11 protein-coding genes are annotated in these 12,823 nt (G+C 64.5%); all 11 read left to right on the forward strand.

Annotated features, from left to right (window positions below):
- Nucleotides 1-106 precede the first annotated feature (106 nt).
- The 11 genes from PPL01S_RS15995 (at nucleotide 107) to PPL01S_RS16045 (ending at nucleotide 12,766) form a co-directional block, all read left to right on the forward strand.
- The gene (locus PPL01S_RS15995; protein WP_016392979.1) at nucleotides 107-1,111 is read left to right on the forward strand and encodes an aspartate-semialdehyde dehydrogenase; all 1,005 of its coding nucleotides are present in this window, start codon (nucleotides 107-109) and stop codon (nucleotides 1,109-1,111) included.
- A gap of 71 nt (nucleotides 1,112-1,182) precedes the next feature.
- Nucleotides 1,183-3,780 carry a motility hub landmark protein FimV gene (locus tag PPL01S_RS16000; protein ID WP_028626037.1) on the forward strand — a complete coding sequence of 866 codons (2,598 nt, stop codon included), beginning with the start codon at nucleotides 1,183-1,185 and terminating at the stop codon, nucleotides 3,778-3,780.
- A 97-nt stretch (nucleotides 3,781-3,877) separates the two neighbouring features.
- Complete coding sequence (gene truA, locus PPL01S_RS16005; protein WP_016392981.1) at nucleotides 3,878-4,732, forward strand: tRNA pseudouridine(38-40) synthase TruA; 855 nt, start codon at nucleotides 3,878-3,880, stop codon at nucleotides 4,730-4,732.
- A gap of 60 nt (nucleotides 4,733-4,792) precedes the next feature.
- On the forward strand, nucleotides 4,793-5,413 hold the full coding sequence (locus tag PPL01S_RS16010; RefSeq protein ID WP_016392982.1) for a phosphoribosylanthranilate isomerase: 621 nt from the start codon (nucleotides 4,793-4,795) through the stop codon (nucleotides 5,411-5,413).
- A 223-nt stretch (nucleotides 5,414-5,636) separates the two neighbouring features.
- On the forward strand, nucleotides 5,637-6,530 hold the full coding sequence (gene accD, locus PPL01S_RS16015; RefSeq protein WP_016392983.1) for an acetyl-CoA carboxylase, carboxyltransferase subunit beta: 894 nt from the start codon (nucleotides 5,637-5,639) through the stop codon (nucleotides 6,528-6,530).
- Nucleotides 6,530-7,816 (forward strand): bifunctional tetrahydrofolate synthase/dihydrofolate synthase, encoded by a 1,287-nt coding sequence (gene folC, locus PPL01S_RS16020; protein ID WP_028626038.1) that lies wholly within the window; start codon nucleotides 6,530-6,532, stop codon nucleotides 7,814-7,816. The genes accD and folC overlap by 1 nt, the downstream gene beginning before the upstream one ends.
- Nucleotides 7,817-7,820: 4 nt before the next feature.
- The gene (locus PPL01S_RS16025; RefSeq protein WP_016392985.1) at nucleotides 7,821-8,480 is read left to right on the forward strand and encodes an SPOR domain-containing protein; all 660 of its coding nucleotides are present in this window, start codon (nucleotides 7,821-7,823) and stop codon (nucleotides 8,478-8,480) included.
- Nucleotides 8,481-8,663: 183 nt separating this feature from the next.
- Entirely contained in the window at nucleotides 8,664-9,221 is a 558-nt protein-coding gene (locus PPL01S_RS16030; RefSeq protein ID WP_016392986.1) for a CvpA family protein, read from the forward strand.
- Nucleotides 9,222-9,263: 42 nt separating this feature from the next.
- Complete coding sequence (gene purF, locus PPL01S_RS16035; RefSeq protein WP_016392987.1) at nucleotides 9,264-10,769, forward strand: amidophosphoribosyltransferase; 1,506 nt, start codon at nucleotides 9,264-9,266, stop codon at nucleotides 10,767-10,769.
- Nucleotides 10,770-10,784: 15 nt separating this feature from the next.
- Entirely contained in the window at nucleotides 10,785-11,996 is a 1,212-nt protein-coding gene (locus tag PPL01S_RS16040; protein ID WP_016392988.1) for an O-succinylhomoserine sulfhydrylase, read from the forward strand.
- The gene (locus PPL01S_RS16045) at nucleotides 11,993-12,766 is read left to right on the forward strand and encodes an SDR family oxidoreductase (protein ID WP_016392989.1); all 774 of its coding nucleotides are present in this window, start codon (nucleotides 11,993-11,995) and stop codon (nucleotides 12,764-12,766) included. The genes PPL01S_RS16040 and PPL01S_RS16045 overlap by 4 nt, the downstream gene beginning before the upstream one ends.
- The last annotated feature ends 57 nt before the right edge of the window (nucleotides 12,767-12,823 follow it).

Here is a 12,823-nt window from a genome sequence, read left to right on the forward strand (position 1 = left end):
CGCTCGGTCTCACAGGCGCCGAAACTGTCACGACCAGCACAGACAAAACCCTACAATCCAAGTAAAGTGCCGCCCCCCCCGCCGTTTCAGCAAAAGGATCCCCGTCATGACCCAACCCCTGGATATCGCCGTCGTCGGCGCCACCGGTAGCGTCGGTGAAACCCTCGTTCAGATCCTCGAAGAGCTGCAGTTCCCGGTTGCGACCCTGCACCTGCTGGCCAGCATGGAGTCGGCGGGCAGCAGCGTGATGTTCGCCGGCAAGAAGATCAAAGTCCGCGAAGTGGACAGCTTCGACTTCGCTCAGGTCAAACTGGCATTTTTCGCAGCCAGCCCCGCCGTCAGCCGCAGCTTCGCCGACAAGGCCGCCCAGGCAGGCTGCACGGTCATCGACCTGTCCGGCGGCCTGGACGACGCAGTGGCAGTAGTGCCGGAAGCCAACGCCGATTGCCTCGCCAACCTTGAACTGCCGGCGCGTCTTTCCAGCCCCAGCTCCGCCGCCGTTGCCCTGGCCGTCGCCCTGGCGCCGCTCAAGGGCCTGCTGGACATCGAGCGGGTCCAGGTCATGGCCGCGCTGGCGGTGTCCGCCCAAGGGCGTGAAGCGGTCAACGAGCTGGCCCGGCAGACTGCCGAGCTGCTCAATGCCCGCCCGCTGGAGCCTCGCTTCTTCGATCGCCAGGTGGCCTTCAACCTGCTGGCCCAGGTAGGTGGCGTCAACGAGCACGGCCATACCGGGCTGGAGCAGCGCCTGGTTGGCGAGCTACGCGCGCTGCTGGGGTTGCCCGAACTGAAGATTTCCGTGACCTGCATTCAAGTCCCGGTGTTTTTCGGCGATAGCTTCAGTGTGGCGGTCCAGAGCGGGGAGCCTGTGGACCTGGACTCCGTCAACCAGGCCCTCGAAGCCGCCGACAGCATCGAGTTGGTCGAGCGCGATGATTATCCGACACCGGTTGGTGACGCAGTGGGGCAAGACGTGGTCTATGTTGGTCGTGTGCGCCAAGGAATAGATGAGCAACAGCAACTCAACCTCTGGCTGACCACCGACAACCTGCGCAAGGGCGCCGCGCTGAATGCCGTGCAGGTGGCGCAATTGTTGATAAAACACATGGTGTAAAAGATACTGGCGAGCACTTTTGTCCCGCGTGCCTACGGGTTTGCTGGACGATTCATACAAGGGAAGAGGTCATGCTTCGAATTCGCAAACTGGTTTTGGCCGTGGCGGCAGCGTCGGCGCTGTCGTCTGGCATGGCGAATGCCCTGGGGTTGGGTGAGCTGACACTCAAGTCGGCACAGAACCAGCCGCTGGACGCCGAGATCGAATTGCTCGATGTGCGCGACCTGACCGCTGCCGAAGTGGCGCCGAGCCTGGCGCCGCCGGAGGAGTTCAGCAAGGCTGGGGTGGCGTATCCGACCTATCTCGAGGACCTGACCTTCACCCCGGTGATCAATCCCAATGGCAAGAGTGTGCTGCGGGTCACCTCCAGCCAGCCGCTGCCCGGAACGGTGGTCAAGTTCCTGGTCCAGGTGATGTGGCCCCAGGGCCGCCTGCTGCGTGACTACAGCGTGCTGCTCGACCAGGCCAAGGCCCAAGGCCAGGAGCCTGCGGCGGCGAACGTGAACCCCGCGGTCAGCAGCGCTGGCAGCTACACCACCAAACGCCGCGATACCTTGTGGCAGATCGCCGCCCGCAATACCCAGGGCGGCGGTTCGGTGCAGCAGACCATGATCGCCATCCAGGCGCTGAACCCGGATGCGTTCATCGGCAACAACATCAACCAGTTGAAGGTGGGCCAGGTATTGCGCCTGCCTGACCAGCAACAGGTCCAGAGCGTCCCCCAGGGCGAGGCCAATCGCGAAGTTGCCGAGCAGTATGCGGCCTGGCGCGAAGGTCGGCGCCTGGGTCCGCGTGCGCGGCAGCTCGATGCCACCCGCCGGGGGGCCGCCGATGCAGCACCCGAGCGCATTGCCCAGGGTGATAACCTGCGCCTGGTCAGCCCGGGTAACCAGGCTGGCGCCAGCAATACCAAGGTGATCAACGACAAGCTGGCCGTGGCCGAGGAAAGCCTGGACACCAGCCGGCGCAACAATGAAGAACTCAAGAGCCGGATGACCGATCTGCAGAGCCAGCTCGACAAGCTGCAGCGGCTCATCCAGCTGAAGAACGACCAACTGGCCCGCCTGGAGGCGCAGGGCGCCGAGGCCGTGGTGACGCCGCCGCCTGCGGCTGTCGATACAGCGCCTGAGGCGGCACCGGCCAGTGAGCCTGCGCCTGCCACGCAGCAACCGAGTGCATTGGACCAGATGCTGGGCAATCCGCTGGTGCTCGGCCTGGTCGCCGGCTCCGCATTCCTCGTCCTGCTGTTGTTGCTGCTGTTGCTGGCGCGCAAGCGCAAAGCCCAACAAGAGGCTGAAAAGCACCTGCGCATGGCGCGTGCGCTGGCCGAGGAAAGTGAGCGCAACCCGGACTTCGACCTGTCGCCGAGCAGCTTCGACAACCTGGATGTAGCCGCGCCGAGCGTTACCTTGTCGCCGGCCGTGGTGGCAGCTTCGGCTGCGGCGGCGGTTGCCGCGGAGAAAGTTGCCGAGCCGGCTCCCGCTGCTCCCGTGCAGGATGCCAATGCCGAGCTGCTGGCCGAAGTCGAGCAGAGCCTGGCTCGCGGGCGCCTCAATCACGCGGCCGACCTGCTGGAGACGGCAGTCGCCGCGCAGCCCGAGCATGACGGCTTGCGCTTGAAGTTGATGGAAGTCTATGCCCGCCAAGGCGATCACAGTGCCTTCGTCGAGCAGGAGCGCAAGCTGCCGGGCAGCGAACAGAACACTGTTCAGGTCAGTGCCCTGAAGGAGCGTTTCCCGGCCATGGTCGGCGTTGCCGCTGCGGGTCTGGGGGCGGCGGCGCTGGCCGCTGAAATGGATGAGCAGTACGTACAGGGATTGCTGCAGGATCAGCCCGAAGCAGCGGTTGAAGCCGAGTCGCAAGCTGTCGTCGAAGAGCAGCCGGCTGTGGCTGCCGCGACCGAGCCGGATCTTGACGCGGCAGCCGAGGCGTTCGTCGAAACCTCGGTCCTTGATGACAACGACCTGGACAGTGCTTTCGACCTTGATCTGGGTGATGAGCTGGGCCAAAGCGACCCGCTCGAGCCGCCGATGCTGGATGAAACTGCCGTGGCGCAGCCGCATGTGGAGGCGGTTGCCGAACCGCAGACCGACGCCGATGAAGACTTCGAAGCCTTGCTGGCCCAGGCTCAGGTGCAGGCCGAGCCCGAGCCAGAGCCGCAGGGCATCGACGACCTGGCCGATTTCGACCTCGATATCGGTGAGCCTGTGACCGATGTCGCTGAGCCCGAGGAACCTGTGGACGTTGCTGCCGAACTGGCCGCCTTCGATGCGATCGGCGAATTCGATCCGATTTCCGAGCTGGAGCTGCCGGAGGACTTCGACCTGTCGCTTTCGCTGGACGACGAATCGCCGGCGGCCAAAAGCTTCGCCTCGGAGCTGGACGACGTCAACGCCGAGCTGGACAGGCTCTCGCAGAGCCTCGAATCGCCATCGCTGGAGCAGCACTTCACCGCCGCCGATGCCGCCCAGGAGCCCGACCCGCTGGATGACCTGGACTTCGACTTCTTCTCCGGCAGCGACGAGGTAGCCACCAAGCTCGACCTGGCGCGAGCCTACATCGACATGGGCGACCACCAGGGTGCCCGTGACATCCTCGACGAAGTGGTCAAGGATGGCGATGACAGTCAGCGCCTGGAGGCAGAGGAAATGCTCTCCCGGCTGGTCTGAGGTCCTTGCAGGCAGCAGCAAACCAACGGCAGCCCAACAAGGCTGCCGTTGTCGTTATAATCGCGCCATTCCGTACCACCCCACAGGTTTCACGCTCTTGGACATCATCGATACCACCGCCTCCGAATCCGCTGCCGAAGGTCTTACCCGCATTGCCCTGGGCGTGGAATACAAGGGCTCGCGCTACCGTGGCTGGCAGCGCCAGGCCAGTGGCGTGCCGAGCGTCCAGCAGGCGTTGGAGCAAGCGCTGTCGAAGGTGGCCAACGAGCCGGTCAGCGTGGTGTGCGCCGGTCGCACCGATGCCGGCGTGCACGGCTGCGGCCAGATCGTGCATTTCGACACCAGCGCCGTGCGCGATGAGCGCGCCTGGACCCTGGGCACCAACTTCAACCTGCCCCACGATATCAGTGTGGTCTGGTCGCGGCCGATGCCGGCGGACTTCCATGCCCGCTTCAAGGCGTGCGCCCGGCGTTACCGCTACGTCATCTACAACGACCCCATCCGCCCGGCGCACCTGGCCGAGGAAGTCACCTGGAACCACCGCCCGCTGGATGTCGAGCGCATGGCGCAAGCTGCCCAGTACCTGCTCGGCACCCACGACTTCAGTGCCTTCCGTGCCAGCCAGTGCCAGGCCAAGTCACCGATCAAGCACATTCATCACCTGCGCGTCACCCGTCATGGCCAGATGATCGTGCTGGATGTTCGCGCCACTGCCTTCCTGCACCACATGGTGCGCAACATCGCGGGGGTGCTGATGGCCATCGGTGCCGGTGAGCGCCCCGTCAGCTGGGCCCGCGAGGTGCTGGAGGGGCGCAACCGCCGCGAGGGCGGCGTCACGGCGCATCCCTACGGCCTGTACCTGGTGCAGGTGGAGTACCCCGAGGAGTTCCAGTTGCCGCAACGTTACATTGGCCCACACTTTCTGACCGGCTACGAGGCACTGTCTGACTGACGGGCGAAAAGTCATTTGCTACCATCGGGCCTTTCACTGTCCACTCAAGGTTTGCAGTCCATGAGCAACGTTCGCAGCAAGATCTGCGGGATCACCCGCATCGAGGACGCACTGGCTGCCGCCGAAGCCGGCGCCGATGCCATCGGCTTCGTCTTCTATGCCAAGAGCCCGCGTGCCGTGGATGTGCGCCAGGCGCGGGCAATCATCGCCGAGCTGCCGCCGTTCGTGACCACCGTGGGCCTGTTCGTCAATGCCTCGCGCTGTGAGCTCGACGAGATTCTCGAAGTGGTGCCGTTGGACCTGCTACAGTTCCACGGCGACGAAACCCCGGCCGATTGCGAGGGTTACCATCGCCCCTGGATCAAGGCCCTGCGCGTGCGCCCCGGTGACGATCTGGAAGCGGCCTGCCAGCACTATGCAGGTGCCCGTGGCATCCTCCTCGACACCTATGTGGCCGGCGTGCCTGGTGGTACCGGCGAGGCGTTCGACTGGTCGTTGGTGCCGGCGCGCCTGAGCAAGCCGATCATTCTCGCCGGCGGCTTGTCGGCCGATAACGTAGGCCAGGCGATTGCCCAGGTTCGGCCGTATGCGGTGGATGTCAGCGGTGGCGTGGAACAGGCCAAGGGCATCAAGGATGCCGCAAAGATCGAAGCGTTCCTGCGCGCGGTGAAACAGGCGTGACGCCAGATGTGACGGCTGGCTGCGCGCCATCGTCCATAGCTATCGCAGCCCTGTGGGGTGGCTGCCGGCATGCCGGGCAGCCGACGCACACATTGAAGACGGCGCGGTATGCAGGCAGTCCCTGTGGCCGGGCCGTCATCGTTTCATAGAAGAATTTGAGCTCAAAGGGCAGGGCATGGCCGGCCAGATCGGTCCCCGCCCGCCAATACTGGAGAAATAAAGCATGAGCAACTGGTTAGTCGACAAACTGATCCCTTCGATCATGCGTTCCGAGGTGAAGAAGAGCTCGGTGCCAGAAGGGCTGTGGCACAAGTGCCCGGCCTGCGAGGCCGTGCTGTATCGTCCGGAGCTGGAAAAGACCCTGGATGTCTGCCCCAAGTGCAACCACCACATGCGTATTGGCGCACGTGCCCGTATCGACATCTTCCTCGACGCGGAAGGCCGTGCCGAGCTGGGCGCCGACCTCGAGCCGGTCGACCGCCTGAAGTTCCGTGACGGCAAGAAGTACAAGGACCGCCTGACCGCTGCGCAGAAGCAGACCGGCGAGAAAGACGCGCTGATCTCCATGAGCGGTACCCTGATGGGCATGCCGATCGTGGTCAGTGCCTTCGAGTTCTCGTTCATGGGCGGCTCCATGGGTGCCGTCGTCGGTGAGCGCTTCGTCCGCGCCGCCAACCACGCGCTGGAAAACCGCTGCCCGATGGTCTGCTTCTCGGCTTCTGGTGGCGCGCGCATGCAGGAAGCGCTGATCTCGCTGATGCAGATGGCCAAGACCTCGGCCGTTCTGGCGCGCCTGCGTGAAGAAGGCATCCCGTTCATCTCCGTGCTGACCGACCCGGTCTATGGCGGTGTTTCCGCCAGTCTGGCGATGCTGGGCGACGTCATCGTCGGTGAGCCGAAGGCGCTGATCGGCTTCGCCGGCCCGCGTGTGATCGAGCAGACCGTGCGCGAGAAGCTGCCGGAAGGTTTCCAGCGCAGCGAGTTCCTGCTGGAGCACGGCGCCATCGACCTGATCATCTCGCGTGGCGAGCTGCGCCCACGCCTGGCTCGTCTGCTGGCGCAGATGACCGGCCAGGAAACGCCAGAGCAGGCGCGTGAGGCGGCTGCGGTCGCGTGATGACGGAGCGCAACCTGGGCGAGTGGCTCGCCTACCTCGAACAGTTGCATCCCTCGGCCATCGACATGGGCCTGGAGCGTTCGCAGAAGGTGCTTGCCCGGCTGCAGCTGGGCACGCTGGCACCGCGTGTGGTGACAGTCACCGGTACCAACGGCAAGGGTTCGACCTGCGCGTTCGTCGCTTCAATGCTGCGAGCCCAGGGCCTCAAGGTGGGTGTTTACAGTTCGCCTCACCTGCTGCGCTACAGCGAGCGGGTGCTCATCGATGGCCAGGAAGCCAGCGATGGGCGCTTGTGCGAGGCCTTCGCTGCCGTGGAAGCGGCGCGGGGCGAGATCTCCCTGACTTACTTCGAGATGGGTACCCTGGCGGCGTTCTGGCTGTTCAAGCAGTCTGGGCTGGATGCCGTGGTGCTCGAAGTGGGGCTGGGCGGGCGCCTGGATACCGTCAATGTGGTGGATGCCGACCTGGCGCTGGTCACCAGCATCGGTGTCGATCATGTCGATTACCTGGGCGATACCCGCGAGTTGGTCGCGTTCGAAAAGGCCGGCATCTTCCGCCAGGGCAAACCGGCGCTGTGCGGCGACCTGAACCCGCCCCAGCCGCTGCTGGACAAGGCTCATGAACTGGCGGTACCGCTGTTCCTGCGTGGTCGCGACTTCGACCTTGCCTGTGCCGAAGGTGTCTGGCACTGGCGCGGCACCACGGCGCAGGGTGCCGAGGTGGTGCTGCGCGACCTGCCGTTGCTCGACCTGCCGATGGAAAACGCCGCTCTGGCAGTCCAGGCCTACCTGCTGATGGGGTTGTCGTGGGATGAGCGGCAGATCCGCCAGGCGCTGCTTGACACGCGCATGACCGGCCGTCTGGACAGCCGTGAATTCGAATGGCAGGGCAAGCGGGTCACGTTGCTGCTGGATGTCGGGCATAACCCGCATGCCGCCGACTACCTCGCGCGCCGCTTGGCAGCGCGGCCCCTGAAGGGGCGCCGGCTGGCGGTGTTCGGGCTGCTTGCCGACAAGGATCTGGAGGGCGTCATCGCGCCGCTGCAGGGCCTGGTCGACGATTGGGCTGTTGCGCCACTGGACACGCCTCGCAGCCGTCCGGCCGCCGAGCTTGTCAGTGCCTTGACGAACCGCGGTGAAGCGGTGAAGTCTTATGCCAGTGTCGACGCTGCCCTTGAAGGGCAGTGCGCGCAGGCGACGGCGCAGGACCAGATTCTACTGTTCGGTTCGTTTTTCTGTGTCGCCCAAGCCCTGCAGTGGCTGGAGCGTCAGGCCCTGGAGGGGTGAGTAGATGGCAGTGCTGGATAAAGGGATGAAACAGCGCATGGTGGGTGCATTGGTGCTGGTGGCGCTGGCGGTGATCTTCCTGCCCATGCTGTTCACCCGCGAGGACGAGATGCGCCAGGTGCGCGTCGAGGTCCCGCAGGCCCCGACGATGCCCAGCCAGCCTGAGGTCAAGGTGGAGCCGGTTGCCGTCCCCGAGCCGCAAGCGCTGCCGGAAGAGCCGCAACAACCTCCTGTAGTGGTCAACGAGTCCGCCGCGCCGGTGGTTACACCGAGCCAGCCGATCACGCCATCGCCGCAGGCACAGGTCCAGCCCAAGCCGCAAACGCCCGTGCCGAAACCGGCGCCCAAGGTTGAGCCTCGTCCGGCTGCAACCCCCGCGCCGGCAGCAACCACGACCGCACCGTCGAAGATCGATGCCAACGGCTTGCCGGTCAGCTGGTCGATCCAGGTCGCCAGCCTTTCCAACCGCGCCGGTGCCGAGAGCTTGCAGAAGACCCTGCGCAGCCAGGGCTACAATGCCTACATTCGTTCAGCCGGTGGCTTGAACCGGGTGTATGTCGGGCCATTGATCGAGCGTGCCGAGGCTGACAAGCTGCGCGACGTGATCAATCGGCAGCAGAACCTGAAAGGGATTGTGGTGCGCTTCCAGCCGGAGCGCGGCTAAGGCTCGGGAGTGGTCGCCTGGCCATCACTCCCGTGGGTTTTTCCTGACTTTCGAGTCCACGAAAAGCCCGTGGGAGCGGGCCTGCGGCGCAAACGGGTATCTGCCAAACGACCTGACATTCCGCTTACCCCAAGCCCGTCGCTCTGGTAAAATGCGCCGCCTCAAACGTCTGCAGGCAGCACCGTGGCATTTACCTGGGTTGATTGGGCGATCATCGCGATCATCGCCGTTTCCACACTGATCAGTCTCAAACGCGGCTTCGTCAAGGAAGCCTTGTCCCTGCTCATCTGGATCATTGCCGGTGCGGTAGCCTGGATGTTCGGCGGCTCGCTCTCGGTGTACCTTGAAAGCTATATCCAGACCCCGTCGATGCGCATCATCGGTGGCTGCGCCATTCTGTTCGTCGCCACCTTGCTGGTCGGTGCCATGGTCAACTTCCTGGTCGGCGAGCTGATTCGCGTGACAGGGTTGTCCGGTACCGATCGATTCCTCGGCATGGCCTTCGGTGCCGCGCGCGGGGCGTTGCTGGTGGTGGTGGCTATCGGCCTGCTGAGCCTGGGGCCGGTGCAACAAGATACCTGGTGGCAGGAATCACGCCTGATACCACAATTTCTATTGGTCGCTGACTGGTCTAAAAACCTGATCCTGGGTTTCACCAGCCAGTGGATGTCCAGTGGGGTGATCAGCGCTCCTGCTGATCTCCCGTTCAAGGAACAGTTGCTCGGGCCCGCAAAGCCTTGAGCGCCTTTCGTGCAAGTTTCATCAATGTAGGGGTTGCGTCGCATGTGTGGCATCGTCGGTATCGTCGGTAAGTCGAACGTCAATCAGGCGCTGTATGACGCGCTTACGGTCCTCCAGCACCGCGGCCAGGACGCTGCTGGTATCGTGACCAGCCACGATGGCCGGTTGTTCCTGCGCAAGGATAATGGCCTGGTGCGCGACGTCTTCCAGCAGCGCCACATGCAGCGTCTGGTGGGCCACATGGGTATCGGCCACGTGCGCTACCCGACCGCGGGCAGCTCGACCTCGGCCGAGGCCCAGCCGTTCTATGTCAACTCGCCCTACGGCATCACCCTGGCGCACAACGGCAACCTGACCAACGTCGAGCAGCTGGCCAAGGAGATCTACGAGTCCGACCTGCGCCACGTCAACACCAACTCCGACTCGGAAGTGCTGCTGAACGTGTTCGCCCATGAGCTGGCCGTGCGCGGCAAGCTGCAGCCGACCGAAGAAGACGTGTTCGCTGCGGTTTCCCACGTACACAGCCGCTGTGTTGGCGGTTACGCGGTGGTGGCGATGATCACCGGCTACGGCATCGTCGGCTTCCGCGACCCCAACGGCATCCGCCCGGTGGTGTTCGGCCAGCGTCACACCGACGAAGGCGTGGAATACATGATCGCCTCGGAAAGCGTGGCCCTGGACGTGCTCGGCTTCACCCTGATCCGTGACCTGGCGCCGGGCGAAGCGGTGTACATCACCGAGGAAGGCCAGCTCTACACCAAGCAGTGCGCGCAAGACCCGAACCTGCAGCCGTGCATCTTCGAGCACGTCTACCTGGCCCGCCCTGATTCGATCATCGACGGTATCTCGGTGTACAAGGCGCGTCTGCGCATGGGCGAGAAGCTCGCCGACAAGATCATGCGCGAGCGTCCGGAACACGACATCGATGTGGTCATCCCGATCCCGGACACCAGCCGCACGGCCGCGCTTGAGCTGGCCAACCGGCTCGGCGTCAAGTTCCGCGAAGGCTTCGTCAAGAACCGCTACATCGGCCGTACCTTCATCATGCCCGGCCAGGCCGCGCGCAAGAAATCGGTGCGCCAGAAGCTCAATGCCATCGAGCTGGAGTTCCGCGGCAAGAACGTGATGCTGGTCGACGACTCGATCGTGCGCGGCACCACCTGCAAGCAGATCATCCAGATGGCCCGCGAAGCCGGCGCCAAGAATGTCTACTTCTGCTCCGCGGCCCCCGCGGTGCGCTACCCCAACGTCTACGGCATCGACATGCCGAGCGCTCACGAACTGATCGCCCACAACCGTACCACCGAACAGGTGGCCGAGTTGATCGGTGCCGACTGGCTGGTCTACCAGGACCTGCCTGACCTGATCGACTCGGTCGGTGGCGGCAAGATCAAGATCGAGCACTTCGATTGCGCGGTGTTCAATGGTGAGTACGTCACCGGCGACATCGACGAGGCCTACCTGGAACGCATCGAGCAGGCCCGTAACGACCTGGCCAAGGTGAAGAACCAGGCTGTCAGCGCGATCATCGACCTCTACAACAACTGATCAGGGAGCAGCGGCATGACAGATCAATGGGATGCCGGGCGACTGGACAGTGACCTCGAGGGTGTCGGTTTCGATACCCTTGCGGTGCGCGCCGGTCAGAGCCGTTCACCGGAGGCAGAGCACAGCGAAGCGCTGTTCCTGACCTCCAGCTATGTGTTCCGCACGGCTGCAGATGCAGCCGCGCGCTTTGCTGGCGAAACGCCGGGCAATGTCTATTCGCGTTACACCAACCCGTCGGTGCGAGTCTTCGAAGAGCGCCTGGCGGCGATGGAAGGTGCCGAGCAGGCCGTGGGCACCTCCACCGGCATGGCGGCGATCCTCGCCGTGGTGATGTCGCTGTGCAGCGCCGGTGACCATGTGCTGGTGTCGCAGAGCGTGTTCGGCTCGACCATCAGCCTGTTCGAGAAGTACTTCAAGCGCTTTGGCCTGCAGGTGGACTATGTGCCGCTGGTCGACCTGAACGGTTGGGAAAAAGCCATCAAGGCCAACACCAAGCTGCTGATCGTCGAGTCGCCGTCCAACCCGCTGGCCGAGCTGGTCGATATCACCGCCCTCAGCGAAATCGCCCACGCCCGCGGCGCCATGCTGGTGGTCGACAACTGCTTCAGCACTCCAGCCTTGCAGCAGCCGCTCAAGCTCGGTGCCGACATCGTGTTCCACTCGGCCACCAAGTTCATCGACGGCCAGGGCCGTTGCATGGGCGGTGTGGTCGCAGGACGCAGCGAGCAGATGAAAGAAGTGGTGGGCTTCCTGCGCACCGCTGGCCCGACCCTCAGTCCATTCAACGCCTGGATCTTCACCAAGGGCCTTGAAACCCTGAAGCTGCGCATGCGTGCGCACTGCGAGAGCGCCCAGCGCCTGGCCGAATGGCTGGAGCAGCAGGAAGGGGTGGAGAAGGTCCATTACGCCGGCCTGCCGAGCCACCCGCAGCATGAACTGGCCAAGCGCCAGATGAGCGGCTTCGGGGCGGTGGTCAGCTTCGAGGTCAAAGGCGGCAAAGAGGGCGCCTGGCGCTTCATCGATGCCACGCGGGTGATTTCCATCACCACCAACCTGGGTGACAGCAAGACCACCATCGCCCACCCGGCCACCACCTCCCACGGCCGTCTGACGCCGCAGGAGCGTGAGGCTGCGGGTATTCGCGACAGCTTGATCCGCGTTGCCGTAGGCCTTGAAGACGTGGCCGACCTGCAGGCGGACCTGGCCCGTGGGCTGGCGGCACTGTGATCGACTGGAAGGGTGGCGCGCCGGGCCATAACGGCCGGGTAGCCCTGGTGACCGGTGCCGCACGCGGCATCGGCCTGGGCATCGCTGCCTGGTTGATCTGCGAAGGCTGGCAAGTGGTGCTCAGCGACCTCGACCGCCCGCGCGGTGCCAAGGTGGCCAAGGCCCTTGGCGACAATGCCTGGTTCATCACCATGGACGTCTCCGATGAAGCCCAGGTCAGCGCTGGCGTGTCGCAGGTGCTCGGGCAGTTCGGGCGGCTGGATGCGCTGGTGTGCAACGCAGCCATCGCCAATCCGCACAACCATACCCTGGAAAGCTTGAGCCTGGCGCAATGGAACCGGGTGCTGGCAGTCAACCTCAATGGTCCGATGCTGCTGGCCAAGCATTGCGCGCCGTACCTGCGTGCGCACAATGGCGCGATCGTCAACCTGACCTCGACCCGGGCCCGGCAGTCCGAACCGGACACCGAAGCCTACGCGGCGAGCAAGGGCGGCCTCATGGCGCTGACCCATGCCCTGGCCATGAGCCTGGGGCCCGAGATTCGCGTCAATGCGGTGAGCCCGGGCTGGATCGACGCCCGTGACCCGTCGCAGCGCCGTGCCGAGCCCTTGACCGAGGCCGACCATGCCCAGCACCCGACAGGCAGGGTAGGGACCGTGGAAGATGTCGCGGCCATGGTCGCCTGGTTGCTGTCGCGTCAGGCGGCGTTCGTCACCGGCCAGGAGTTCGTGGTCGATGGCGGCATGACCCGCAAGATGATCTACACGTGAGCTACAAGCTGCAAGCTGCAAGCTGCAAGCTGCAAGAAGGGACCGCGAGGTCCCTTC

The sequence above is a fragment of the Pseudomonas plecoglossicida NBRC 103162 = DSM 15088 genome, assembly GCF_000730665.1.
Lineage (GTDB): Bacteria > Pseudomonadota > Gammaproteobacteria > Pseudomonadales > Pseudomonadaceae > Aquipseudomonas > Aquipseudomonas plecoglossicida.